Raw genomic sequence first — 23,203 nt, forward strand, 5'->3', positions numbered from 1 at the left:
CGCGAGCGAGCCGTTGAGCCCGAGCCTGGTGGGGATGCCGAGCCCGGAGACTCCCCCGTCGGGGAGGTCGACGCTGTAGAGGTGGAAGCCCGGTTCCTGCGGGGTGAAGGTGGCCCGCAGGAGCCGGGGCGAGGCGCCGGCGGCGTCCAGCCGGAGTTCGACCGAGACGCCGCCGGTCGGTCATGGATGACCTGGGGAGGACAGCGGGCAGCCGTACGTGCCCCGACGGGGGTGCCCGCCCGAGGAGCCGTCCTCGCGGCCCCAGGCGGGCACCCGGGACGGACGCGGGCGGACTGCGCGTGTCGGGGCGGGTGTCACGGCGCCACGGGCCGGCCGACTTCGGTACGGCGGCACGCCGGCGGAGAGCACCCGGCCCCGGCCGCGGACCGTCCCCGGGTGGGACGGTCGCGGCCGGGGCCGGCGACTGCCGTTACCGGGTCAGGCCAGCCCGGCGGAGGGCGTCGGCCATGGCGGAGTTGACGGCCGGTGCCTGTTCGCGGCCGCCGCCGCGACGGTCCTGGCGGGGCGGGCGGGAGCCCCCGCGGTCGCCGCCGCCACGCCGGTCGCCGCGGTCGCCGCGCTCGCCCCGCTCGCCGCCCGGGCGAGGGGCGGCCTCGTCGTCCAGCCGCAGGGTCAGGCCGATCCGCTTGCGCGGCACGTCGACCGAGGTGACCTTGACGCGGACGATGTCGCCGGGCTTGACGACGTCCCGCGGGTCCTTGACGAAGTTCTTGGACAGTGCGGAGACGTGCACCAGGCCGTCCTGGTGAACGCCGATGTCGACGAAGGCGCCGAAGGCGGCGACGTTGGTGACGACGCCCTCCAGCACCATGCCGACCTCCAGGTCCCCGATCTTGTCGACGCCCTCCTTGAAGGTGGCCGTCTTGAAGGCGGGGCGGGGGTCGCGGCCCGGCTTGTCGAGCTCGCCGAGGATGTCGGTGACGGTCGGCACGCCGAAGGTGTCGTCGGCGAAGTCCCCCGGGCGCAGCGAACGCAGCACCGAGCCGTTGCCGATCAGTGCGGGCAGGTCGCCGCCGGTGGCGGCGAGGATGCGGCGGACGACGGGGTAGGCCTCGGGGTGCACGGCGGAGGCGTCCAGCGGGTCGTCGCCGCCGGGGATCCGCAGGAAGCCGGCGCACTGCTCGAAGGCCTTCGGTCCGAGCCGGGCGACGTCCTTGAGCGCGCGCCGGGTGCGGAAGGGCCCGTTGGCGTCGCGGTGGGCGACGATGTTGTCGGCGAGGGTGCCGGTGATGCCGGAGACCCGGGTGAGCAGCGGCGCGGACGCGGTGTTGACGTCGACGCCGACGGCGTTGACGCAGTCCTCGACGACGGCGTCCAGCGAGCGGGAGAGCTTCACCTCGCTGAGGTCGTGCTGGTACTGGCCGACGCCGATCGACTTGGGGTCGATCTTGACGAGTTCGGCGAGCGGGTCCTGCAGGCGGCGGGCGATGGAGACGGCGCCGCGGATGGAGACGTCCAGCCCGGGCAGTTCCTGCGAGGCGAAGGCCGAGGCGGAGTACACGGAGGCGCCGGCCTCGGAGACCATGACCTTGGTGAGGCCGAGGTCGGGGTGGCGCTTGATCAGGTCCTCGGCGAGCTTGTCGGTCTCCCGCGAGGCGGTGCCGTTGCCGATGGCGACCAGGTCGACGGCGTGCTTCTTCGCCAGGGCGGCGAGGGTGGCGAGCGCGGCGTCCCACTTGTTGGCGGGCTGGTGGGGGTAGATCGTGTCGTGGGCGACGACCTTGCCGGTGGCGTCGACGACGGCGACCTTGACGCCGGTGCGGAAGCCCGGGTCGAGTCCCATGGTGGAGCGGGTGCCGGCGGGGGCGGCGAGCAGCAGGTCGCGCAGGTTGGCGGCGAAGACGCGGACGGCCTCGTCCTCGGCCTCCTGCCGCAGCCGGGTGCGCAGGTCGATGCCGAGCCGGACGAGGATCCGGGTGCGCCAGGCCCAGCGGACGGTGTCGGTGAGCCACTTGTCGGCGGGCCGGCCGCGGTCGGCGACGCCGAAGCGGGCGGCGATCCGCTGCTCGTAGTCGTTCTCGCCGGGCAGGTCGCCGTCCTCGCCGTCGTACGGCGAGAGGTCCAGGTCGAGGACCTCCTCCTTCTCGCCGCGCAGCATGGCGAGGATGCGGTGCGAGGGCAGCTTGGTGAAGGGCTCGGCGAAGTCGAAGTAGTCGGCGAACTTGGCGCCGTCCTGCTCCTTGCCCTCGCGGACGGCGGCGACCATGCGGCCCCTGGTCCACATCCGCTCGCGGAGCGAGCCGACCAGGTCGGCGTCCTCGCCGAAGCGCTCGACCAGGATCGAGCGGGCACCGTCCAGGGCGGCCGCGGTGTCGGCGACGGCCTCGCCGAGGTACCCGGCGGCGAGGGCGGCCGGGTCCTGCGAGGGGTCGGCGAGCAGGGTGTCCGCGAGCGGCTCCAGGCCGGCCTCGCGGGCGATCTGGGCCTTGGTGCGCCGTTTGGGCTTGAAGGGCAGGTAGATGTCCTCCAGGCGCGCCTTCGAGTCGGCGGCGAGGATCCGCGCGCGCAGCGCGTCGTCCAGCTTGCCCTGGGCCTCGACGGACTCCAGGACGGCGGTGCGCCGCTCCTCCAGCTCGCGCAGGTAGCGCAGCCGCTCCTCGAGGGTGCGCAGCTGGGCGTCGTCGAGCGCGCCGGTGGCCTCCTTGCGGTAGCGGGCGACGAAGGGAACGGTCGCGCCGCCGTCGAGCAGGTCGACGGCCGCCTTCACCTGCCCTTCGCGGACGCCCAGCTCTTCGGCGATCTTGCGTTCGACCGGCATGGTCACGGGGCCTGCCACCTTCTCCCGGGGTTCCTCCTGGTACGCCCTGCATTCTGGCAGGTACGGCCTTCCGGATCGGGCCGGGCCGTGTCCTGCGGGCGGCGTGGCGCGTTGTGCTGACGGTCGGTGACACACGGTTTCACCGCGATTACCCGACTCGATTTGTCTGATATGAGATAGATCCCAGGCACGCGAAGCTTCTCCGTGGAGGCGATGGTGGCTCAGGCCCCGACCCCGGTCACCCAGTGGGGAATGCCCCTGGGCGGGCCGTTCCGCTGGACGCGGCCCGCGACCTGGCCCCGCGAGGCGCTCGCCCTGGCCGGGTACTGGACCGCCTCCCGCCTCGTCATGATCGGCATGCTCCGCTCCGGCAAGGCCGAGCAGGCGATCGAGGTGCACCGCACCTACTACCACTGGTTCCTGGTCCTCAGCGACGGCCACTTCCCGGTCGGCGACGTGACCTGGCAGTACCCGCCCGGCGCGGCGCTCGCCATGCTGGCCCCCGGGCTGCTGCCCTTCCTCACCTACCTGCAGGCCTTCGCCCTGCTGATGCTGCTCACCGACGCGGTCACCCAGGCCGCGCTGGTCCGGGTCTCGCTGCGCCGCAACGGCGGGGTGCACCGGGGGCGGTCGACGGCGGGGGCCTGGATGTGGGCGCTCTCCCTGCCGCTGCTGCTCGGCCTGCCGTACGGCCGCTACGACCTGCCGGTGACGGCACTGGCGATGGCCGCCCTGCTGCTGATGCCGAGCCGGCCGCGGGCGGGCGGGGCGCTGGCCGGGATCGGCGCGTTGGTCAAGGTGTGGCCGGCCCTGGTGGTGCTGGGCGCGCCGCGCGGCAAGGGGACCCGGCAGGCGTGGACGGGGATGTGCCTGTCGGCGGCGGCGCTGCTGCTGGTGATGGCCACGCTGTTCGACGGCGCGATGGACTTCCTGACCGCACAGCGCGGCCGGGGCGTGGAGATCGAGTCGCTCGGCGGCAGCGTGCTGCACGTGGCCCGGGAGCTGGGCTGGCCGGGCGAGGTGGAGATGCACTACGGCTCGCTGGAGTTCCTCGGCCCGCACGTCGGCCTGGTGGCCCGGGTGTCGCTGGTGCTGACGGCGCTGGCCTTCGGCTGGCTGCTGCTGTGGCGCTTCCGGGCCAGGCGGTGGAACCCGGCGCTGCCGTACGACGCGGCGCTGACCGCGGTGCTGCTCTTCACCGTGACCAGCCGGGTGATCAGCCCGCAGTACCTGATCTGGCTGATCGGGCTCGCCGCGGTCTGCCTCACCGTACGGGGCTCCTCGCAGCGGCCGGTGGCGGTGGTCATCCTGCTCGCGGTGGGCGTCACCACCGTCGACTACCCGCTCTTCTTCGACGCGATGATCAAGGGCGGCTGGCAGCCGACCCTGGTGATCGTGGCCCGCAACGGCCTGCTGCTCGCCGCCTCCCTCTGGTCGGCGGCCCGGCTGTGGCGCGTCTCGGTCTCCCCGGTCGCCGCCCTCCAGGAGGCCCCCCGCGTCAGCCGCGGCCCCATCCGGGTGGCCTGAGGGCCGGGAGCACACCGCCCCGCCCGGCCGCCGTCACCAGACCGGCCGGATGCGGCCGCTGGGGCCGAGCGCGGCGAGGTCGGCGGTGAGCCGGTGCAGGCGCTGGTCGCCGAGCGCCTCCCGCCAGGGCCGGACGGCGTCCGCGGCGGCCTCGTCGGCGGCGCGGGTGCAGGCCCACCCCCGCTCGGTGAGGACGACCAGCCGGGCGCGGGCGTCGGCCGGGTGCGGGTGGCGCTCGACGTACCCCTTGCGGACGAGCTCCTCGACCATCTGACTGGCCGCCTGCTTGGTCACCCCGAGGTGCTCGGCGAGTTCGCCGACGGTGGCGCCGTCGGGGGCGAGCCGGACGAAGGCGAAGCCGTGCGCGGGCCGCAGGTCCTCGAAGCCGCGGGCCCGGACGCCGTCGTCGATGCTGCGGACCAGGTCGGCGGCCAGGCCGATGACCAGGGGCGGCAGGGCGCGGGCGGCGGTCTCGTCCATGGCCGTCAGTCTAGGTGCTTGACGATCTCCGGGTCCCGAGGGCACATCGACCTCCACAACAGTCCAGCGGCTTGACCAAATCGTCAATCCGCTTGACCATATAGTCAAGCGAACTGACCTTCTTCACGCCAATCACACCAAGGAGACAGCTGTGCCAGTCGTCCGTCCCGACCACGCCACCGTGTTCGACCTGCACGGTGCCCGTTTCACCTCGCACGCCTCCGCCGCCACCGGGGCCGAGCGGCTCCGCGCCTGGCGGCTGGACGTCCCCGCCGGCACCACCGGCGTCGAGCACTCCGTCAGCGCCGAGGAGGTGCTGCACCTGCTCGACGGCTCGCCGGTCGTCACCCTCGACGGCGAGGCCACCGTCCTCGTACCGGGCGACACCGTCGTCGTCCCGGCCGGCAGCCGGCTGAAGGTGGACAACCCGGGGCCCGGTCCCGCCGCCGCCTGGGTCACCACCACGGCCGGGCTGCGGGCGACGCTGCCCGACGGCTCGGTGGTCGACCCGCCCTGGGCCGTCTGAATCGAACTCCGGATCGGGGGAAGGATCCGCGGGTCGGGCCGGACACCCGGGCCCGCCACCGATTCCAGGAGGTTCCGCGATGGCCCGCCGGTCCGCACCGAACCGCACGTCCGAGCACGACGACGAGTCCGAGGCGGACAGCGGACCCGCGGGCGGGCGGACCGCCCGCGGCGGGCGCGGCCGGCTCCCCTGGTACTTCGGGGTGCCGGTCGCGCTGGCCGCCGTCCTCGTCCTGCTGCTGGCGGTGGCCAAGCTCGACCTGCTGCCCGGCCTGCCGAACCCGTTCGCCGAGCGGGAGGTCGACCGCAGCGGGCCCGCCGTCCTCAAGTCCATCCAGAACATGAGCCGCTACACCGCGGCCACCGGCAACTTCCAGGTCATCGTCGACCTGGACCAGGACGCCAAGTTCCTGCCCTCGCAGCTGCTCGGCAAGCGCACCCTGTACGTCGCCACCGGCAGCGTCGGCGCCTACGTCGACCTCGGGGCGCTGCCGGAGGGCGCGGTGACCGTCTCCGCGGACCGCCGGACGGCCGCCATCGCCCTGCCGCACGCGAAGCTGGCCGACGCCACGCTGGACGTCCGCCGCTCCTACGTGTTCTCGCAGCAGCGCGGACTGTTCGACCGGATCGGCGACTTCTTCTCCGGGAACCCCGGCGACCAGCAGCGGCTGGAGGTCCTGGCGACCGAGAAGATCCAGACCGCCGCCCACGACACCGCGCTCACCGCCACCGCCGAGACCAACACCACCGCCGTGCTCCAGGGGCTGCTGCGCTCGCTCGGCTTCACCACCGTCACCGTCACCACCACCGGCTGACCGGGCCCGGGAGCGCACTTCGAGAGCGCCCGGACGGTCGGCCCAGGGGCGCGCGGGGGGCGCCTCCCGGGCGCCTAGCGGACCTTCCGGCGTTCCCACATCGGGGCGACGACCGCGACCAGGGCGACCGCGAAGCCGATCTGCAGCAGGTGGCGGGTCCAGTCGATGCCGCCGGTGTGGGCGACACCGAGCCAGCCGGCGACGCCGTTGCCGAGCAGTGCACCGGCGGCGCCGAGCAGCATCGTCAGCCACCACGGGATCGCCTGCGGACCGCGCAGGACCAGCTTGGCCAGGACGCCGAGGACGAATCCGATCAGCAGGATCCACAGCAGTTGGAACACGGTTCCTCCGCTCCGCCGGGCCTCCGCCCGCCCCGGCACCGCCGCTGGTTGTGGGTGATCACCAGCTTGCGTCCTGCCGGGCCGCTCAGCACGTCGGGGCGGTTCAGAGCGGCCGGACCCCCGGGGCGCCGACGCCGCGGTGGGCCTCGGCGAGCAGCAGGTAGCCCTCGGCGTTGGCCCGGATCCCGGCGCGCTCCTCGTCGGTGAGCGGGCGCCGCACCTTCGCCGGGACTCCGGCGACCAGGGAGCCGGGCGGCACCTCGGTGCCCTGGGTGACCACCGCCCCGGCGGCGATCAGCGAGCCGGTGCCGATCCGGGCCCCGTTGAGCACCGTGGCGCCCATGCCGACCAGCACGTCGTCCTCGACCGTGCAGCCGTGCAGCACCGCGTTGTGGCCGACCGAGATCCGCTCGCCGAGCTCCAGCGGGAAGCCGGGGTCGGCGTGCAGCGTGCAGTTGTCCTGGACGTTGGTGTCGGCGCCGACCGTGATCGTCTCGGCGTCGCCGCGGAGCACCGCGCCGTACCAGATGCCCGCGCGGGCGGCGACGGTGACCGCACCGACCACGACCGCGTTGGGGGCGACGAACGCCGAGGGGTCGACGGCGGGCACCCGGCCCGCGACGGCGGCGATCAGCGGCTCGGCCATGGTCGGTGCTCCTGGTCTCGATCGGTGCGGGGACGGCGGGTACGGGAGGGTCGGCCCTCGGGGTCAGCCCTCGTACGGGAGCAGCTCGGCGCGCTTGGGCGGGCGGCCGTCGCCGGAGGAGCGGCCGGTGAGGCGGCGGCCGATCCACGGGCCGAGGTGGCTGCGCAGCCAGCGCAGGTCGGAGCCGACCTTCGCGGTACGGCTCTGCGGGGCGGCGGGCGGCAGCGGGATGCGCCAGTCCTGGGCGGCGGGGCGGCCGAGTGCCTCGAGGACGGCGACGGCGACCCGGTGGTGGCCCTCGGCGGAGAGGTGGAGGCGGTCCTCGGCCCACATCCGCGGGTCGTCGAAGCAGGGGGCGCTGAAGAGGTCGACCACGACCGCCCTGCCGCCGGAGTCGCGGGCGATGCCCTCGACGAAGGCCTTGAGCTCCAGGACGGCCGGCAGCAGGCGGGTGCCGCCGGGCATCCGCCTGCTGGGGTCGGTGCTGGTGAACATGACCACGGTGGCGCCGCCGGCGAGCAGGGTGCGGGCGGCGACGCCGAACCGGTCCCTGACGTGGGCGATGTCGCAGCCGGGCCGCAGCACGTCGTTCAGGCCGCCGGCCAGGGTGACCAGGTCGGTGCCCATCGCGGCGGCCGGGCCGACCTGCTCGTCGCAGATCTGGCCGATCAGCTTGCCGCGGACGGCGAGGTTGGCGTAGCGGAACCCGCCGCCGTCCTGCTCGGCGGCCAGGGCGGCGGCGACGCGGTCGGCCCAGCCGCGGTAGTGGCCGTCGGGCAGCAGGTCGTCGCACATGCCCTCGGTGAAGGAGTCCCCGACGGCGACGTAGCTGGTGAAGGTGGCTGTGTTCTCCATGGCCCGACGATCGTACGCGCACCTGCTACCGGTCGGTACGAAGGGGCGCCCCGGAGCCGGGGCGCCCCTGGTGGGCGTGCGGTCAGCTCGGGTGGGAGGCGGGGCGGCGGCCGCGCAGGTGCCGCTCGACGTCCTCGGGGGCGGGGGCCTGGCGGGTGAAGACGTCCTGGCCGACCACGGTCGACTCCCAGACGTCGGCGGAGGCGGCCGAGCGGGTGAGCAGCCAGGTGGCGAGGATGGTCTCGTCGCCCTCCAGGTACTGCCCGCTCCAGCTGGTGACCGAGCCGGCGTCGCCCCGCTCGTTGCGCCAGGCGACCGTCCAGCCGACCGCGGTGCCACGGCCCTGCCCGGCGGGCGCGTCGTGGCGGCCGGTGAGCTCGTACGGGCCGGCCACCTGGCCCGCGCCCGACACGTACGTCCCGGTCAGGCCGCCCGACGTGTCGTCGGTGAGCCGCATGTGCGAGCCGAACTCGTTGTACCAGTCTCCGGCGATGGTCATCGATGGTCTCCCTGGGCGGACCCGTTCCGGCGGCCGCACCCGGTCGGGCGGCCGCGTGCCTCTCCCAGGATCGGGCCGGGGGGTGGGCTTCGCACCGCAACCCGGCCGGTGCGCGGGTCGCCGGCGCCGCTCAGGCGGTGCCGGCGGAACGGCGGCGGAGCAGCGCGGTCGCGGCGCCGCCCAGGGCGAGCGCCCCGGCGGCTGCGGCGGCCCACCAGGCGGTGCGGTCGGCGGGCGCCGCGGCGGGCGCGGCCGCCGCGACCGGGGAGGCGTCGGCCGCCGGGGCGGCACCGGCCACGGGTGCAGCAGTGCCGTCGAGGCCGGGGTAGCCGCCGGCCAGGCCCTTGCGGTCGTAGGCGGAGCCGGGCAGCTTGTCGCCGTAGCGGGCGTTGACCAGCTTCTGGTAGGCGGCGAGGGTGACGCTGTGCCTGCCGCCGAGGCCGCTGGTCGCCTCCTGGTTGAGCGCCTCGACCTGGCCCTTGTCGGTGAGCCGGTACCAGGCGTTCAGCTGCGGCTCGGTGAAGGTGCGGGCCTGCGCGGTGCCCTGTTCGGCGAGCGAGACCTCGGCGTCGCCGTCCCGGATGCCGGCGAGCTGCCAGCCGCTGCCCTTCTGGTCCTGCGGGGCGAGCAGCACGGCGGCCCGGTGGCCGTCGGCGGCGGCGACCCGGGAGGCCAGGTAGGAGAGGCGCAGCGCGCCGTCGGCGGTGGGGCGGGCCTTGCCGGTGACGAAGTCGGGGGCGAGTTCGTAGAGCGCCACCGGGTTCTTCAGGTCGAAGACGGGCGGCCCGGCCGGGGCGGCCGCGCTGCGCGGGGCGCCGACCGTGCCGCCGTCGGCGGCGGGGGCGGCCGGGGCGGCGGACTGCTGCCGGGTGACGGTCAGGAAGCGGGACACGGTGTCCCGGACCTGGCCGGACTGCAGGACCTGCTGGGCGGATCCGAGGTCGGGGCCGTCCGCGGCCTGCGCCGGGGAGGCGGAGGCGAGCAGGGCGAGGCCGGCGGTGGCGGCGAGCACGGCCGCCCGGCGGAACTGCGGGGTGGTGGTCACGGTCGGTCGTCTCCTCAGCCGTGGATGCCGATGCGGGAGTGGGTCCACTGGAACGAGTTGTTGTTGACGTAGGTGTTGTAGTTCCACCAGGTGTAGGTCTGGGTGGACGGCCACGGGTCGCCGACCGCGATCATGTTGCTGGTGCTGTCGTAGCCGTAGATGACGTTCATGTGGCCGCCGCCCGAGCGCCAGCCGATCCGGACGGCGAACGGGCGGCCGCCGGCGATCTCGGTGGTGGTCTCGGCGAAGGAGGCGCTGCGGTAGAGGCTGCGGCCGCTGGTGGAGAGCCCGAGCCCGGCCAGGCCGTTGGCCATGTCCTCCAGCGTCGCGGGCTGGTTGTTGCAGTCCACCCAGGTGCCGCGGGCGGCGAGCCGGCAGAACTCCTCCTGGCTGGTGCTGCGGCCCCAGTAGGTGGCGATGGTCACGCCCGAGGCGTCCCAGCACCACTGCGTCCTGACCTGCTTCTGCATGCCGATGGCGAGGGTCTTGGTGCCGGTGCTGGTGGTGGTCGTGGTGGAGCCGCAGACCTGCAGGCCGTTGGTGTTCTCCCGGATGAAGGCGTCGGCGATGTAGTAGGTGCCGGACCATATCCAGCGGGTGTTGCCCTCGACCTGGTCGCCGGTGGTGCGGCAGGCGGTCGGGACGTGGTCGCCGACCGCCGAGCTCCCGAGGATGCGGGCGGTCAGCGAGGGCTGGGTGCGCTGGTTGACGGTGCGGTAGCCGCCCTGGCCGCCGGTCACGGTGCCGGTGGTGCCGGCCTGGGCGAAGACGCCGATGGCGAACAGCAGGGCGCCGGAGAGCGCGGCGACGATCGCGGCCAGCAGGGTCTTCCTGCCGCGGGACGCGCGGAGTCTGTGCATGGTGCTCCTTGATCCGAAGGTCCGGGCCCGGCCGGCGGGGTCGCCGGCGGCGCGGACGCGTGGGCCGGATGCGCCCGGTCGGGACGTGCCCGGTCGGGACGTGCCCGGTCGGGACGTGCCGGGTCGGGACGTGCCGGGTGCGGGCCCACGGAGGGTGGGGACGGCGCTCCGTCAGGAACGGGCGGAGCGGCGGAGGATGTGGACGGCGGCCGCGACGGCGCCCCCGGCCAGCACGGCGGTGCCGAGGCCGGCGAGGGCGAGCAGCCAGGCGGGCCGGTCGCGGTCCTCGTCGGACGCGGCGGCGGCCGGTGCCGGGCTCCCGGAGGACGCGGGGCCGCCGGACGGGGCCGCCGTTCCCGCCGGGACGGGGTCGGCGACGGTGCCCGGCGAGGGGGTCGCGGCGGTGGGGCCCTGGGTGGCGGCGGTCGGTCCGGCCGACGGGGCGGAGCCCGGCGGGTCGGTCACCGGCACGTCCAGGGTGCCCTGGTAGCGGCCGAGTCCGGGGAAGGCGGTCTCGGCGGTGACGGTCCAGTGGCCGGGCGGCAGCACCTCGGCCGTGGTGAGGACGCCGGGCCGGCCGGGCACCGCCACCAGCCGCCAGGGGCCGAGGGCGGTGCCGTCCGGGGCGGTCGCGGAGAAGGTGCCCGCGATCCGCTCCTCGACCGGGTCGCGGTCGTTCTCCCACAGGGCGGTGGCCTGCGGGTGGCCGCCGGTGCTGCCGGTGACGGTGAGGGCGATGGTGTCGCCGTGGGCGTGGGCGGTCGCGGCCGGGCCGAGGACGAGGAGGCCGGCGAGGACGGCCGAGGCCGCTGCGGAACGTCGGTCGGGCATGGGCGTGCGCTCCTGGGCAGTGGGTGGTGCGGTGGGGGCCCGCCCGCGTGGCCGGCGGGCCCCCGGTGGCTCGGCGGGGCGTCAGGACGCCTTCTGGACCGTCCAGGTGTGGTAGCCGGAGCCGTTCGGGTCCTGGAGTTCCATCAGCCAGGCGCCGTAGTAGGGGCGGCCGGAGATGCCGAGGACGAGCGAGCTGTCCCGGGCGGTGACGGTGACGCCGCCGCCGGCGGTCGCGATCCGCCACTGCTGGGCGGCCGAGGAGCCGTTGCAGGGCTGCTGGTACACCCACTGGCCGGCGCCTGCGGCGCCGCCGAGCTGCAGGCACTTGCCGGAGACCGCGGAGCGGATCCGGGCGTAGCCGCTGCCGGCGTCGTCGAAGTACCAGCGCTGGCCGGTGTACCCGTTGGGCTGGGAGGCGACCAGCACGGTGCCGTCGGCCGACTTGCCGCCCCAGATCTCGGCGGCCAGCCCGCTGGCGCCGTTCACCAGGGTGTAGGCCGCGCTGGGCGTGGTGGTGCTGCCGGCCTTCGGGGTGTGGAAGGTGACGGTGCGGCCGGGCGCGGAGTCCTTGCCGGCGCTGTCACGGAAGGCCACCGCGACGCTGTAGTCGGTGTCGGGGCGCAGGTTGTAGATGCGCACCGAGTTCTGCTGGACCCAGGTGAGGAAGGCGCCGTTCAGCCGGACCTGGTACCAGTCGGCACCGTTGACGGCGGGCCAGTTGAGCACCGCGGAGTCGGAGGCGAGGCTGCCGACGGTCGGCACGGGGCCGGTGGTGCCGGTCGGCCCGGTCGGGCTCGGCTTGGGCGACGGGGTCGGCGAGGAGGTCGGCGACGGGCTCGGGTTCGGGTTGGGGTTGGTGCTGCCGCCGCCGGTCATCAGGAACTGGTTGTTCGCGATGTTCCAGTGGGTGGCGAGGTAACTACCGGCCTTGGGGCTGGTGTTGTAGTAGTCGTCGTGGTTGCAGTCGAGGCGCTCGTCGTGGCCGCGCTCGGGGCAGACCGTCCGCATCGTCGGGTAGTACGGCGAGTCGGAGTAGCACATGACGTCCCACTCGTCGGTGCAGTGCGCGCCGCGGCTGGTGTTGGGCGCGCTGTTGTTCACCGCGCCGAGGTTGTGGCCGAGTTCGTGCGCGGCGGTGGAGCCGCTCCAGCAGCCGGAGTCGGTGCGGCCGTACGAGGGGCCGAAGTTGGACAGGTTGTCCTGGCCGGGCCGCTCGTCGCCGTTGAAGGTGCCGATGCCGCAGTACACGTTGGCGTCCGCGAAGACCATGTACTTGCGGTCCTTGCGGTTGAAGCCCTTCTGGGCGAGGGCGTTGTTCATCGCGCTGAACTCGGCGAGGGCCGAGTCGGGCAGCTCGACGTTGAGCACCGAGGGCGTGCAGTCCGCGGCGGTGACGTAGCGGATGTGCCGGACGCCGCCGGTCTCCTGGGCGCTCGCGTAGTAGATGGTGTCCGCGTCGGCGGCCCACTTGCGGAAGGACGCGGCGTACTGCGCGTAGCGGTCCTTGCCGGGGCCGTGGGCGTACACCACCTGGACGCGGTTGCCGGTGCTGCCGTCGCCGTCGCACTGGACGGTCTGGTCGGCCGGGCCGGCGGCCGCGGTGCGGGCGGGCTTGGCGGTCGCGCTCGGCGCCGGGGCCGCGGCGGCGGTCCGGGCGGCCGTGGCGTCGACGGCCGCCTCCGTGCCGGCCGTCGGTGCCTGCGCGGCCTGGCCCGCGGGGGCGGTGCTGCCGGGTGCGGCGGCGGGCTCCTCGGTCTTCACCGCCGGCGGTGTGTCCTTCTTGACGTCCACGCCCTTGGGGGGCGTGTCCGGCCCGTGGGTGCAGTTGCCCTCGGCGGTCCGCAGGACGCCGACGCACTTGTCGCCCTTGGGTGCCGCTTTGAGGCCGGTGTACACCAGGCCGCGCGGCGGGTCGTTGCTCGGTATCGAGGCCACCGGGTCCGGGGCCTTGTCGTGCGCGGGTTCGGCGGCCGGCGCGGACCCGTCGGCGGAGACGCCGGCCGCAGCCGTCGTCCGCTCATCGGTGAAGACGCCGCCCATCGCGGCGCTGCCCACGAAGACCCCCGTTGCGGCCACCACGGCGGCGACCAGCATCACGCGGGTCCCCTTCCGCCGCCTGACCACTCTTCTACGACCGGACAAAACCAGACCTCATTCCTTGGAGGGGTTGAGTGCCGGGAATCCTGCCAGAACGTCCGATCGGCTTGGATACGCGTGTTCTACGCGCGAAGAAGTACGGGGTTCAACGACTCCACAATTCCTCCGGACGGTCGGTCAAGAATGCTGTGGAGAACTTGAGTTGGTCATCACGAGGAGGATTGGTCCAGACCGTTGAGCCATCCGATCCGTATGCGACGTTATTCAAACGTTATGTTTCGTGATCTACCGTTAGACGGCCCGTCAAATAGTGAAATTGCACAGAGTAGGTGCAATATCACTCAGCATCATGGCAAGAAGATTCCATTTGGAGATGTCCCAGCCGCGCTTATGGCGCCGAAGTGACGGTCCGTCATCACGTCGCCGCGGGGCGGACACAACGGGCACACCGGATAGCGTGGGCGGATGCCGTTCACCCTGAGCCATCCCGCCGCCGTGCTGCCGCTGATCGTCCGCGGGCGGGGCCGCGGGCCGCTGGTCGCCGCCGCACTGGTCGCCGGGTCGACGGCGCCGGACGTGCCGTACTTCGCCGACTCGGTCGTGCCCGGGACGTTCGGGCTGGGGACGGTGACGCACGCCTGGTGGGGCGTGCCGACCGTGGACGTGCTGGTGGCCGCCGCACTGGTCGGGCTCTGGGAACTGCTGCTGCGCGAACCGCTGCCGGCCCTGCTGCCCGCCCGCTGGGCGGCACGGCTGCCGGCCGGCGCACCCCGCCGGAGCGGCGGCGCGCTGCGCCGGACGTGGTGGTTCGCGGTGTCGGCGGCCCTCGGTGCGGCCACCCACGTCGGCTGGGACGGCTTCACCCACCCGGGCCGCTTCGGCGTCCGGCTGTTCCCGGTGCTGGACCGCCCCGTTCTCGCGGGCCGGCCGCTCCACGCCGTGCTGCAGTACGGAACGTCCGCCGTGGCGCTCGCCGTCCTCGCGTGGTGGCTGCTGCGCGGGTTCCGGCGCCGGGCCGGCCTCACCGCGGACGGTCCGCTCCCCCGGCCGGTGCCCGTCCTGGGCCGGCGGGCGCGGTGGGCGGTGTACGCGTGGATCGTGCTGGCCGCCGCCGTGGGCACCGCGCTGCGGATCGTGCAGTGGTCCGGCGGCCCGGGCGCGGAGCCCGGGTACGAGCTCGTCCCCACCGTCGCGTTCGGCTCGCTCGCGGGGGCCGGCCTGGCGCTGCTCTGCTACGGCGCCCTCCGGCGGCTGACGGCGGGAAAGGCACTGGCGCGGCGCTTCGACCGGGCGGCATGATCGCGCCATGACCTGGACCGCACCCGACACCAAGCGCACCGGCGGCTCCCTCGTGGCCGGCGAGCGCGAGATGCTGACCGGCTACCTCGCCTGGCAGCGCGACACCTTCCTGTTCAAGTGCCGGGGCCTGACGGGCGAACAGCTCGCACTGCGCCCGCTGCCGGAGTCGAACCTCTCGCTGCTGGGCCTGATCCGGCACTTCGCGAAGGTCGAGCGGACGTGGTTCCGCGAGCGCTTCGCCGGCCTGCCGGTACCGCGGCTGTACTCCGAGAGCCCGAACAAGGACGCCGACTTCGACGAGCTCGACCCGGCACGGGCCGAGGAGGACTACGCCCGGCTGCTGGAGGAGCGCCGGCTCGCCGACGAGGTCCTGGCCGGCGCCTCGCTCGACGACACCTTCGTGCTGGACGGCGAGGAGTGCTCGCTGCGCCTGGTGCTGTTCCACCTGGTGTCGGAGTACGCCCGCCACAACGGCCACGCCGACCTGCTGCGCGAGCACACCGACGGCGTCACCGGCGGCTGACCGGGCCGGGGGCGGCCGGCGGCCGGCCGTTCAGTCGCGGCGGACCCGGAAGCGCAGGTGGCACACCCGGTCGCCCTGGACGATCTCCGGGTCGTCCAGCACCAGCGGTGAGCCGTGGTAACCGCCGAAGTAGTGCACGCCGGCGCCGAACACCACCGGGACGAGGTCGACCAGCACCTCGTCCACCAGGCCCGCCGCGAAGGCCTGGCCGCCGACGTCGCCCGGGGTGACGGCGACGTCCCCGTCCCCGGCGTGCTGCTTGGCGAGGGCGACCGCCTCGGCCGGGCCGCCGGTGACGAAGGTGAACGGTGCGTCGGGGAAGTCCCACTCGTCCGGCGGGCGGTGGGTGACCACGAAGACGGCCTCGCCGACCGGCGGCCTGCCGTCCCAGCCGTTGGTGATGTCGAACAGACGGCGGCCGATCACCGTGGCGCGGACGGTGGACCAGGCGGAGCGCAGGTACTCCGCGCTGGCGGCCGAGACCCGGAACACCCGGTCCGGATCGGCGCCGGTGACCTCCACGTCCCCGTTGGCGTACCAGTCGAACAGGGCCCCGACCTGGTCGGAGTGGTCCGCGATGAATCCGTCCAGGGACATCGAGGCCTGTGTGATCACCCGTGCCATGTCCGCCTCCTGCCGCCCGCCGGCGGCCCGCCGCCGCCTGCCGCCCACCGTAGGGGCGGGCGGCCCGGGCGGGGCGCGGGACACACCGCGGCGGCCGGCACGCTCAGCCGGCCGGCGGGGCGGTGGACTCCCGGACCATCAGACGGGTGGCGAGCTCGACCCGAGGCAGGTCGACCTCCTCGCCGTCGACCAGCCGCAGCAGGGTGCGGGCGGCCATCGCCGCCATCTCCTGCAGCGGCTGGCGGACGGTGGTCAGGGTCGGGTTGCTCCACCGGGTGACCGGCACGTCGTCGAAGCCGACGGTGCTGAGGTCGTCCGGGATCCGCAGGCCGCGCTCGCGCAGCGCCGTGCAGGCGCCGAAGGCCTGCAGGTGACGGCCGGCAGCCCCAACCTGATCAGCCAGTACCGGGCCGAGGTCGACGAGATGGTCACCCGGCTCAAGGGCTACGACCGGCCGGTGCACCTGCGGATCGGCTACGAGTTCGACGGCCCGTGGAACTGCTGCGGCGCCGACTTCTACAAGCAGGCCTTCGCCTGCGTCAAGGGCCGGATCGACGCGCTCGGCGCGGCGAACGTCGCGACCGTCTGGCAGAGCGCCGCGTGGCCGCTGAACACCGACACCGACCACCCCGAGTGGAACCACGTCGTCACCGACCCGACCAACTCCCCCACGCCGGCGCCGACCCCGACGGGCAGCCAGGCGCCGTACACCCAGGGCGTGGCCGCCGGCTCCTCCCCGGTGGTGTGGTTCAGGCCGAACGGTTTCACCGCCTCCTTCGTCACCGTGCACCTCACGGTGAACGGCGGCGCGCAGGGCAACTACTTCCTGAGCCGGAACGCCGCGCAGGGCCGCTGGGAGCAGCCGGTGTCGGTGCGCTCCGGCGACCGGGTGAGCCACTGGTTCGACTACCAGCCGACCACCCAGACCTACCAGGTCTCGACCCCGGTCTTCACGGCCACCGTCTGATCCGGTGCGCCGACGGGCCCGGTGCGCCTCGCGCGTACCGGGCCCGTCCGCGTGCGCCGTGGGGCCCCGGGTCCGTCAGCCGACCGCGGTGTACCAGTGCTCGCGGACGGCGTCGGTCGGCCGGGGCTCGCCGAGGTCGGGGCCGCCCCAGACGGCGAGCGCCTCCAGGACGGGGCGCAGCTCCTGGCCCCGGGCGGTGAGTTCGTACACCGAGGCGTTGGCGGGGCGTTCCAGTCGGCGGCGTTCCACCAGTCCTTCGCCCTCCAGCTGCTTGAGCCGGGCGGCGAGGATGTCGGTGGAGACGCCGGGCAGGTCGGCGTGCAGGTCGGTGTAGCGGCGGGGCCCGCCGAGGAGTTCACGGACGATCAGGAGGCTCCAGCGCTCCCCCACCGCGTCCAGGGCGCGGGCGACGGCGCAGTACTGGTCGTAGCTTCGGCGTGGCATGGGGATCAGCATAGCCAAAAGGTTGGACTTTCCAAGTGGTTACTTGGTAGAACAAAGCAACCAGAGGTGAGGTCGGGAGGCCGCAGTGGAGTTTCGGCAGTCCAGCAAGCTCAAGGACGTGTGCTACGAGATCCGTGGCCCGGTGGTCGACCAGGCGAACGCCCTGGAGGAGGCCGGGCACAGCGTCCTGCGGCTGAACACCGGCAACCCCGCGCCGTTCGGCTTCGAGGCACCGCCGGAGATCCTCCAGGACATCATCCGCAACCTGCCGAACGCCCACGGCTACAGCGACTCGCGCGGCATCCTGCCGGCCCGCCGCGCGGTGGTGCAGTACTACCAGCAGCGCGGCGTCACCGGCATGACGGTCGACGACGTCTACCTCGGCAACGGCGCCTCCGAGCTGATCCAGATGGCCGTGCAGGCGCTGGTGGACGACGGCGACGAGGTGCTCGTCCCGATGCCGGACTACCCGCTGTGGACGGCGGTGGTGCGGTTCGCCGGCGGCCGCGCGGTGCACTACCTCTGCGACGAGCAGGCCGACTGGTTCCCCGACCTCGACGACATCGCCTCGAAGATCACCGACCGCACCCGGGCGATCGTCGTCATCAACCCCAACAACCCGACCGGCGCCGTCTACTCGAAGGAGCTGCTGGCGGGCATCCTCGACCTCGCCCGCCGGCACGGCCTGATGGTGCTGGCCGACGAGATCTACGACAAGATCCTCTACGACGGCACCGAGCACCACTGCCTGGCCGCGCTCGCCGACGACGTCCTCACCCTCACCTTCAACGGCCTGTCCAAGGCGTACCGGGTGGCCGGCTTCCGCAGCGGCTGGCTGGCCGTCTCCGGCCCCAAGCAGCAGGCCTCGGACTACCTGGAGGGCCTGACCATGCTGGCCGGCATGCGACTGTGCCCCAACGTGCCGGCGCAGTACGCCGTCCAGGCGGCGCTCGGCGGCCACCAGTCGATCAACGACCTCACCCTGCCGAACGGCCGGCTCACCGAGCAGCGCGACGTCGCCCACCGGGCACTGAACGAGATCCCGGGCGTCAGCTGCGTCAAGCCGAAGGGCGCGCTGTACGCCTTCGCCCGGCTGGACCCGGAGGTGCACAAGATCGTCGACGACGAGCGGTTCGTGCTGGACCTGCTGCTCCGCGAGAAGATCCACGTCGTCCAGGGCACCGGCTTCAACTGGCCGCGCCCGGACCACTTCCGCTTCGTCACCCTGCCGCGCGCCGACGACCTGGAGACGGCGATCAGCCGGATCGGCCGCTTCCTGGCCACGTACAGGCAGTGAGCGGCGGCCCGGCCGCCCGGCGGGGTGCATGACACCCGCCGGGCGGGGGGCTAGCATCGGGCTTCAAGAGACAGACAGGTCTGTCCACCTGATGCCCGAAGGGGACCTCCATGCCCAAGCCGCCCGAGGCCGGAACCCAGGCCCCCGACTTCGCCCTGCCCGGCCTGCTCCTCGACGGGGACACCGCGCAGCGCCAGGAGTACCGGCTCTCCGACGCCAAGGGCGGCGGCCCGCTGGTGCTGGTCTTCTACCCCGGTGACGACACGCCCGTCTGCACCAGGCAACTCTGCGAGTACACCTCCGACCTGGAGCGCTTCACCGGCCTCGGCGCCACCGTCTGGGGCATCAGCCCGCAGGGCCTCGACAGCCACGAGCAGTTCGCCCGCCGACACCGGATCGCCTTCCCGCTGCTCGCCGACACCGAGCGGACGGTCGCGAAGGCGTACGGCATCGCGGTGCCCGGACTCGGCCTGCGCCGCTCGGTGTTCATCCTGGACGGCGGCCTCGCCGTCCGCTGGAAGCACGTCGCCCTGGCCGGCCTGACCTTCCGCCACAGCGACGAACTCGCCGCGGAGCTGGCGAAGTTGGGCTGAACGACGACACCGGGCCCGCCTCCCCGACCGGAGGCGGGCCCGCTGCGTGCGGCGTCAGTGCGCCGTGCACTCGCCCGCCCGGCGGGCGATCGTGTAGTGGTCGACCTGCGTGCCGTCCTCGGCGAGGGCGGTGACCTTCATGGTGGCGGTGCGGCCCTTGTGCGCCGGGGCGACGTCCACCCGCACGAAGGAGTAGCCGGTGTAGCGCACCCGCGACCACTCCACCGTCTCCGGCACCTTCACCCCGCCCTTGGCGAAGTGGAAGGTGTCCACCGAGTCGCGGCGGTTCTCGTGGCCCTCGTAGGTGTCCGGCGCGTCGAAGGAGTACAGGCTGCGGCCGGCCGCGCCCGCCGTCACGTACACCACGCCGTCCTTGGCCGGCTCGACGGTGCCGCCGCTCGGCACCGCCTTCGCCACCTTGTTGCCGAGGATCGCGTCGGTGCGCTCGTACACGTGGTTGTGGCCGTTGACGACCAGGTCGACCCGGTACTTCTCGAAGAGCGGCACCCAGGCCTCGCGGACCCCGCCCTCGGAAGCGTGCTGGTGGGTGGTGGAGAAGGCGCAGTGGTGGAAGAAGACCACCACGAAGTCGACGGCCCCGTCGGCGCGCAGCGATTGCAGCGTCCGCTCCAGCCAGGCGGTCTGCCGGCCCGCGGTGAGGCCGAGGTTGGCCGGGATCTCGTAGGAGACGTCATTGGCGTCCAGCGAGACCACGCCGACGTTGCCGTAGACGAAGGAGTACACGCCGGGCGCGGTGCGCGGGTCCGGGCCGTTGCCGGGCAGGAAGAACCGGGCGTCCTCGCCGCCGTAGCCGTGGTGCGAGTACCAGGCCTCCATGTCGTGGTTGCCGTACGAGACCATCCACGGGACCTTCGCGGCGACCGTCTCGGTCTGCACCAGGAAGGCGTCCCAGGTGGTGGCCGAGTACACCGACTTGTCGGAGTCCTGGCCGGAGCCGGCCGGGTCGGCGTAGCAGATGTCGCCGGCGTGCAGGTGGAAGGCCGGCTTCTGGGCCAGGATCACGTGGTCGTTCCCGGCGGCGTGCGAGGAGACGCCCTGGTCGCCGAAGGCGGTGAAGGTGAACGGCTCGTACGGGCGGCCGCCGCGGCCGTGCCGGGCCGGTGCGGTGCGGAAGGTCGACAGGGTGGAGACCGCCTGGCCGGAGGCCGGGTCGAAGCCCTGGTGGCCGACGCCGTAGTAGTAGGTGGTGTCGGGCTGCAGGTGGTCCAGCGCGACGTGCAGGTAGTACTGGTCGACCGGGGTGCCGGTCGGGGTGAGCGCCGGGGTGTGCAGGGCGCGCACCTCCGCCTCCACCTTGTGCGAGAGGTCCCACGGATGGCGGCCGAAGCGCAGGAACGGCCGCTTCACCGGCACCGGGACCTGCCAGGAGATCCGGAACTGGGTGTCCGGCCGCGGGCCGAAGGCGAGGTGGCGGCCCGTCGGGGCGACCAGTGCGCCGTCGATGCCGTCGGTGACGGAGCCGCCGGCCGGCGCCGCCGCGGCGGTGCCGCTGCCCAGCGCACCGCCGACGGTCAGCAGACCCACCGTCACCGCCGAGGAGCGCAGCATCCTGCGCCGGGACAGCCTGCTGCGCAGGTACTCGTGCTGCTCGGCCGTGCTCATGCGGTCGGCGAGCCCCGCGGGCACGCCCATGTTCGGGATATCCATGCCCGGGAGGCTCCCAGCGGTGGTTGGCCCACGGAGGGACTCCGGGTGAACGGGCGCCGTCGTGCCGGTCTGCCGCCGAGCAAGAATCGGCCATCCGTTCGCAAAGTCCCCGGCCCGGCGGGCCGACGGCCCGTCAGAGCTCCACGGTGACGGTGTACAGCCGGCCCGCCGCCAGCTCCAGCAGCTCGCCGCCCTCCTTGTGCAGCGGGACGATCCGCAGCTCCACCGTGCAGGCCCGCTCGGCGCGCAGCGCCAGGGTGACCTGCTCGGGCGACCAGGACAGTTCCTCGACGACCGCCCCGAAGCGGGTGCGCGCCCCGGTGAGCCGGCCGCTCGGCAGGGCGGCGGGCAGCGCCGGCAGCACGGTCAGGTGGGCCGGGCGGCCGGGGCGGCCCGGGCGGGAGCGCAGCAGCATCTCGGTGAGCACGCCGGGCAGGGCGTGCGCCACGTCCGCGTTGAAGACGTCCCGGTCCGGGTAGTGGCTGCTCATCAGCGAGCGGAAGAAGAAGCCGCGGACGAGCAGGTGGGCGAGCTGGCAGGTGAGCAGCCCGGCGTCGTCGAGCCGGGCGGCGGCCAGCGCCCGGTGCAGGTGGCCGTGGCCGGAGTGGTTCTCGTCGCCGCGCAGCAGCAGCGCGGCGCGGGCGGCCGCGGCGAGCCCCGGGGTGGTGTCCGGGGCGATCTCGCCGAGCGGCCAGACCGGGTAGAGGTGGCTGACGTGCCGGTGGTCGTAGCCGTCCCGGTGGCCGGGCCAGGCCCATTCGGCGAGCGCGCCGTCCTCGTTGACCCGGTAGTCGGGCAGCCGGGCGGCCAGGGCCCGCCAGCCGGCGGTGCGGGCGGCGGGGGCGGCGCGGTGCCGGTCGGCGAGGTCGGCGGCGGTGGTGAGGGCGTGCCGGGCGGCGGCGACGTCCATGGTGGCGTTCACCGAGGCCGCGGCGGGCGCGGGTGCGCCGGTGGCCGGGTCGACGGGGTGGTTCTCCGGCGAGTAGGAGGGCACGATCGCGATCCGGCCGTCCGGGCCGGTGCGGGTGAGGAAGTCCTCGTAGAAGGCGGCGGTCTCCAGCAGGGCGGGCAGCAGCTCGCCGGTGAGGAGGGCGGTGTCCCCGGTGGTCTCGGCGTGCTCCAGCAGCGGGTGCAGCAGCCAGTCGGCGCCCGCCGTCCACAGGTGGTGCGCCCAGCTGGGGTTGAAGTGGTACTGCAGGCCGTTGGTGCCGTCGGTGTGGGCGGGGGCGACCGCGCCGCGGGTGCCGTAGAGCCGGCGGGCGTTGGTGCGCCAGTCCGGCAGCTGGTCGCGGACGAGGGCGGCGAGCGCCAGCGAGGCCTCGGGCAGGCCGGTCGCGGCGGCGCCGGCGAGCTGCAGGTTGAGGTTGGCGTTGGTGGTGAAGGCGCCGCCCCAGGCGGACGCCCAGTCGCCCGTCCACAGGCCGCACAGCCGCGGCGGGCGCGCCCCGGAGGAGGCCAGCAGGTGGTAGCGGCCGGCCGCGAACAGCGACTCCAGCAGCGCGAGTTGCAGGGTGGACGGGTCGGCCTCCTGGCGGGCCAGCAGCTCGGCGACGGGCAGCTCGCGGTCGGCGGCCGGGGCGTGCAGGTCGAGGGCGACCCGGTCGTAGGCCGCGGTGTGCAGGTCCAGGTGGCGCTGCAGCAGCAGCTCGTAGTCCTCGGACAGCGCGTACAGGCCGGTGTCCAGCCGGCCGAGGCAGCCGTCGGGTTCGGTGACCGGGCCGCGGGCGGTGCGGGTGAGGAGCAGCAGCTGGCGGGCGCCGCTCACGTGCACCCGGGGGCCGTCGCAGCGGACGGTGCCGCCGGGGGCGAGCAGCCGGGTGGCTCCGCGGTAGCCGAGCTCGCTGTCGGGGTAGCGGACGCGCAGCCGCAGCAGGGCGGTGTCCCGCGGGACCTCCCCTTCGGGGGCGGGGATCTCGGCGGGGCGGTAGACCGAGCGGACGGCGGCCCGCAGCTCCTCGGGCGCGCCGGGCAGCCGGGTGTCGAGGCAGACCTCGGCCTCCACGGCGCCGCCGCTCGGCGCGGTCAGCAGGTGCACCACCACGTCGTCGGCGCGGGAGACGAAGGTCTCGCAGCGCCACCAGCCGTCCGCCTCGTGCCATTCGGCGGCGGCGACGCCGGTGCGGAGGTCCAGGGTGCGCCGGTAGCCGTCGGCCTCGGCGGCCGGGCGGCGGACGCGGACGGCGAAGCCGGGGTGGAAGGACTGCACGTACCGGGGCTCCCAGTCGCCGCCGAACGCGGCCACCGCCTCCGCCTGCCGGCCCGCCAGCAGGGCGTCCTGCACCTCGGCGAGCACGGGGGCGAGCAGCGGCGGTTCGGCGCCGCTCGCCGGGTCGGGGCGGACCAGGTCGTGGTGGGTGATCACCAGCCGCTCGTCCTCGGTGCGGCCGTGCACGAGGACGCCGTGCCGGCCGTTGCCGCCGAGGTAGGCGTCCTCCCAGCGGGCGGCGGGTGCGGTGTCGTGGATGCCGTGCGTGGGGGCGTCGGGCAT

The 23,203-nt window shown here is 74.2% G+C and carries 22 protein-coding genes and 1 pseudogene; 8 read left to right on the forward strand and 15 right to left on the reverse strand.

Going from position 1 to position 23,203, the window contains the following annotated elements; all coding sequences use genetic code 11:
• Nucleotides 1-430: 430 nt before the first annotated feature.
• Complete coding sequence (locus tag IE98_RS0100275; RefSeq protein ID WP_052389952.1) at nt 431-2,779, reverse strand: Tex family protein; 2,349 nt, start codon at nt 2,777-2,779, stop codon at nt 431-433.
• Nucleotides 2,780-2,992: 213 nt separating this feature from the next.
• Between IE98_RS0100275 and IE98_RS0100280 the strand changes: the two genes are divergently transcribed.
• Nucleotides 2,993-4,306, forward strand: coding sequence for a glycosyltransferase family 87 protein (locus IE98_RS0100280; RefSeq protein ID WP_063748842.1), 1,314 nt, complete (start codon nt 2,993-2,995; stop codon nt 4,304-4,306).
• Nucleotides 4,307-4,339: 33 nt separating this feature from the next.
• Here the strand turns inward: IE98_RS0100280 and IE98_RS0100285 are convergent, their stop codons facing one another.
• Nucleotides 4,340-4,786: a MarR family winged helix-turn-helix transcriptional regulator gene (locus tag IE98_RS0100285; protein ID WP_030262054.1), complete on the reverse strand. Its 447-nt coding sequence runs from the start codon at nt 4,784-4,786 to the stop codon at nt 4,340-4,342.
• A gap of 151 nt (nt 4,787-4,937) precedes the next feature.
• Between IE98_RS0100285 and IE98_RS0100290 the strand changes: the two genes are divergently transcribed.
• Nucleotides 4,938-5,312 (forward strand): cupin domain-containing protein, encoded by a 375-nt coding sequence (locus IE98_RS0100290; protein WP_030262057.1) that lies wholly within the window; start codon nt 4,938-4,940, stop codon nt 5,310-5,312.
• A 79-nt stretch (nt 5,313-5,391) separates the two neighbouring features.
• Entirely contained in the window at nt 5,392-6,126 is a 735-nt protein-coding gene (locus tag IE98_RS0100295; RefSeq protein ID WP_078660673.1) for a DUF4230 domain-containing protein, read from the forward strand.
• 74 nt (nt 6,127-6,200) lie between these two features.
• Here IE98_RS0100295 and IE98_RS0100300 read toward each other — a convergent pair whose 3' ends face one another.
• The 8 genes from IE98_RS0100300 to IE98_RS0100335 form a co-directional block, all read right to left on the reverse strand.
• Nucleotides 6,201-6,467, reverse strand: a complete 267-nt coding sequence (locus tag IE98_RS0100300; RefSeq protein ID WP_030262062.1) for a hypothetical protein — start codon at nt 6,465-6,467, stop codon at nt 6,201-6,203.
• A 103-nt stretch (nt 6,468-6,570) separates the two neighbouring features.
• A complete protein-coding gene (locus IE98_RS0100305) occupies nt 6,571-7,113 on the reverse strand; it encodes a gamma carbonic anhydrase family protein (RefSeq protein WP_030262065.1) in 543 nt (180 codons plus the stop codon).
• A gap of 63 nt (nt 7,114-7,176) precedes the next feature.
• Nucleotides 7,177-7,968, reverse strand: coding sequence for an SGNH/GDSL hydrolase family protein (locus IE98_RS0100310; RefSeq protein ID WP_030262069.1), 792 nt, complete (start codon nt 7,966-7,968; stop codon nt 7,177-7,179).
• Nucleotides 7,969-8,050: 82 nt separating this feature from the next.
• Nucleotides 8,051-8,467, reverse strand: a complete 417-nt coding sequence (locus tag IE98_RS51820) for an avidin/streptavidin family protein (protein ID WP_030262072.1) — start codon at nt 8,465-8,467, stop codon at nt 8,051-8,053.
• Between the two features lie 130 nt (nt 8,468-8,597).
• On the reverse strand, nt 8,598-9,512 hold the full coding sequence (locus IE98_RS47605; RefSeq protein WP_030262075.1) for a hypothetical protein: 915 nt from the start codon (nt 9,510-9,512) through the stop codon (nt 8,598-8,600).
• A 14-nt stretch (nt 9,513-9,526) separates the two neighbouring features.
• Nucleotides 9,527-10,372: a papain-like cysteine protease family protein gene (locus tag IE98_RS50370; protein ID WP_052389953.1), complete on the reverse strand. Its 846-nt coding sequence runs from the start codon at nt 10,370-10,372 to the stop codon at nt 9,527-9,529.
• 171 nt (nt 10,373-10,543) lie between these two features.
• Nucleotides 10,544-11,203 carry a hypothetical protein gene (locus IE98_RS48805; RefSeq protein ID WP_030262079.1) on the reverse strand — a complete coding sequence of 220 codons (660 nt, stop codon included), beginning with the start codon at nt 11,201-11,203 and terminating at the stop codon, nt 10,544-10,546.
• Between the two features lie 81 nt (nt 11,204-11,284).
• On the reverse strand, nt 11,285-13,297 hold the full coding sequence (locus tag IE98_RS0100335) for an RICIN domain-containing protein (protein WP_234443369.1): 2,013 nt from the start codon (nt 13,295-13,297) through the stop codon (nt 11,285-11,287).
• 468 nt (nt 13,298-13,765) lie between these two features.
• On the opposite strand from IE98_RS0100335, the gene IE98_RS0100340 reads away from it, so the two are divergent.
• Both IE98_RS0100340 and IE98_RS0100345 read left to right on the forward strand, forming a co-directional pair.
• Nucleotides 13,766-14,599 carry a DUF4184 family protein gene (locus IE98_RS0100340; protein ID WP_030262084.1) on the forward strand — a complete coding sequence of 278 codons (834 nt, stop codon included), beginning with the start codon at nt 13,766-13,768 and terminating at the stop codon, nt 14,597-14,599.
• A gap of 7 nt (nt 14,600-14,606) precedes the next feature.
• Nucleotides 14,607-15,122 carry a DinB family protein gene (locus IE98_RS0100345; RefSeq protein ID WP_030262087.1) on the forward strand — a complete coding sequence of 172 codons (516 nt, stop codon included), beginning with the start codon at nt 14,607-14,609 and terminating at the stop codon, nt 15,120-15,122.
• 30 nt (nt 15,123-15,152) lie between these two features.
• Here IE98_RS0100345 and IE98_RS0100350 read toward each other — a convergent pair whose 3' ends face one another.
• Both IE98_RS0100350 and IE98_RS47615 read right to left on the reverse strand, forming a co-directional pair.
• On the reverse strand, nt 15,153-15,746 hold the full coding sequence (locus IE98_RS0100350; RefSeq protein ID WP_030262090.1) for a dihydrofolate reductase family protein: 594 nt from the start codon (nt 15,744-15,746) through the stop codon (nt 15,153-15,155).
• A 103-nt stretch (nt 15,747-15,849) separates the two neighbouring features.
• A complete protein-coding gene (locus IE98_RS47615; protein WP_420706144.1) occupies nt 15,850-16,209 on the reverse strand; it encodes a substrate-binding domain-containing protein in 360 nt (119 codons plus the stop codon).
• Between IE98_RS47615 and IE98_RS47620 the strand changes: the two genes are divergently transcribed.
• A complete protein-coding gene (locus IE98_RS47620; protein ID WP_030262097.1) occupies nt 16,117-16,713 on the forward strand; it encodes a hypothetical protein in 597 nt (198 codons plus the stop codon). The genes IE98_RS47615 and IE98_RS47620 overlap by 93 nt on opposite strands.
• Before the next feature lie 90 nt (nt 16,714-16,803).
• Here IE98_RS47620 and IE98_RS0100365 read toward each other — a convergent pair.
• Nucleotides 16,804-17,157, reverse strand: a pseudogene (locus IE98_RS0100365) (winged helix-turn-helix transcriptional regulator); the annotation flags it as partial.
• Nucleotides 17,158-17,242: 85 nt separating this feature from the next.
• Here IE98_RS0100365 and IE98_RS0100370 point away from each other — a divergent pair.
• Complete coding sequence (locus tag IE98_RS0100370; RefSeq protein ID WP_030262102.1) at nt 17,243-18,454, forward strand: pyridoxal phosphate-dependent aminotransferase; 1,212 nt, start codon at nt 17,243-17,245, stop codon at nt 18,452-18,454.
• A gap of 110 nt (nt 18,455-18,564) precedes the next feature.
• A complete protein-coding gene (locus IE98_RS0100375) occupies nt 18,565-19,047 on the forward strand; it encodes a peroxiredoxin (protein ID WP_030262104.1) in 483 nt (160 codons plus the stop codon).
• 54 nt (nt 19,048-19,101) lie between these two features.
• On the opposite strand, the gene IE98_RS0100380 is transcribed toward IE98_RS0100375, so the two are convergent.
• Nucleotides 19,102-20,715 (reverse strand): purple acid phosphatase family protein, encoded by a 1,614-nt coding sequence (locus tag IE98_RS0100380; RefSeq protein ID WP_043173172.1) that lies wholly within the window; start codon nt 20,713-20,715, stop codon nt 19,102-19,104.
• Nucleotides 20,716-20,848: 133 nt separating this feature from the next.
• Entirely contained in the window at nt 20,849-23,203 is a 2,355-nt protein-coding gene (locus IE98_RS0100385; RefSeq protein WP_030262110.1) for a glycosyl hydrolase family 95 catalytic domain-containing protein, read from the reverse strand.

It is taken from the genome of Streptomyces sp. NRRL B-24484 (assembly GCF_000717715.1).
Lineage (GTDB): Bacteria > Actinomycetota > Actinomycetes > Streptomycetales > Streptomycetaceae > Kitasatospora.

Coding starts and splice junctions, on each gene's coding strand:
- IE98_RS0100275 (WP_052389952.1), bottom strand. CDS start 2,779: ATGCCGGTCGAACGCAAGATCGCCGAAGAGCTGGGCGTCCGCGAAGGG.
- IE98_RS0100280 (WP_063748842.1), top strand. CDS start 2,993: ATGGTGGCTCAGGCCCCGACCCCGGTCACCCAGTGGGGAATGCCCCTG.
- IE98_RS0100285 (WP_030262054.1), bottom strand. CDS start 4,786: ATGGACGAGACCGCCGCCCGCGCCCTGCCGCCCCTGGTCATCGGCCTG.
- IE98_RS0100295 (WP_078660673.1), top strand. CDS start 5,392: ATGGCCCGCCGGTCCGCACCGAACCGCACGTCCGAGCACGACGACGAG.
- IE98_RS0100305 (WP_030262065.1), bottom strand. CDS start 7,113: ATGGCCGAGCCGCTGATCGCCGCCGTCGCGGGCCGGGTGCCCGCCGTC.
- IE98_RS0100310 (WP_030262069.1), bottom strand. CDS start 7,968: ATGGAGAACACAGCCACCTTCACCAGCTACGTCGCCGTCGGGGACTCC.
- IE98_RS51820 (WP_030262072.1), bottom strand. CDS start 8,467: ATGACCATCGCCGGAGACTGGTACAACGAGTTCGGCTCGCACATGCGG.
- IE98_RS50370 (WP_052389953.1), bottom strand. CDS start 10,372: ATGCACAGACTCCGCGCGTCCCGCGGCAGGAAGACCCTGCTGGCCGCG.
- IE98_RS48805 (WP_030262079.1), bottom strand. CDS start 11,203: ATGCCCGACCGACGTTCCGCAGCGGCCTCGGCCGTCCTCGCCGGCCTC.
- IE98_RS0100335 (WP_234443369.1), bottom strand. CDS start 13,297: ATGCTGGTCGCCGCCGTGGTGGCCGCAACGGGGGTCTTCGTGGGCAGC.
- IE98_RS0100340 (WP_030262084.1), top strand. CDS start 13,766: ATGCCGTTCACCCTGAGCCATCCCGCCGCCGTGCTGCCGCTGATCGTC.
- IE98_RS0100345 (WP_030262087.1), top strand. CDS start 14,607: ATGACCTGGACCGCACCCGACACCAAGCGCACCGGCGGCTCCCTCGTG.
- IE98_RS0100350 (WP_030262090.1), bottom strand. CDS start 15,746: ATGGCACGGGTGATCACACAGGCCTCGATGTCCCTGGACGGATTCATC.
- IE98_RS0100375 (WP_030262104.1), top strand. CDS start 18,565: ATGCCCAAGCCGCCCGAGGCCGGAACCCAGGCCCCCGACTTCGCCCTG.
- IE98_RS0100380 (WP_043173172.1), bottom strand. CDS start 20,715: ATGGATATCCCGAACATGGGCGTGCCCGCGGGGCTCGCCGACCGCATG.
- IE98_RS0100385 (WP_030262110.1), bottom strand. CDS start 23,203: ATGCCCGACGCCCCCACGCACGGCATCCACGACACCGCACCCGCCGCC.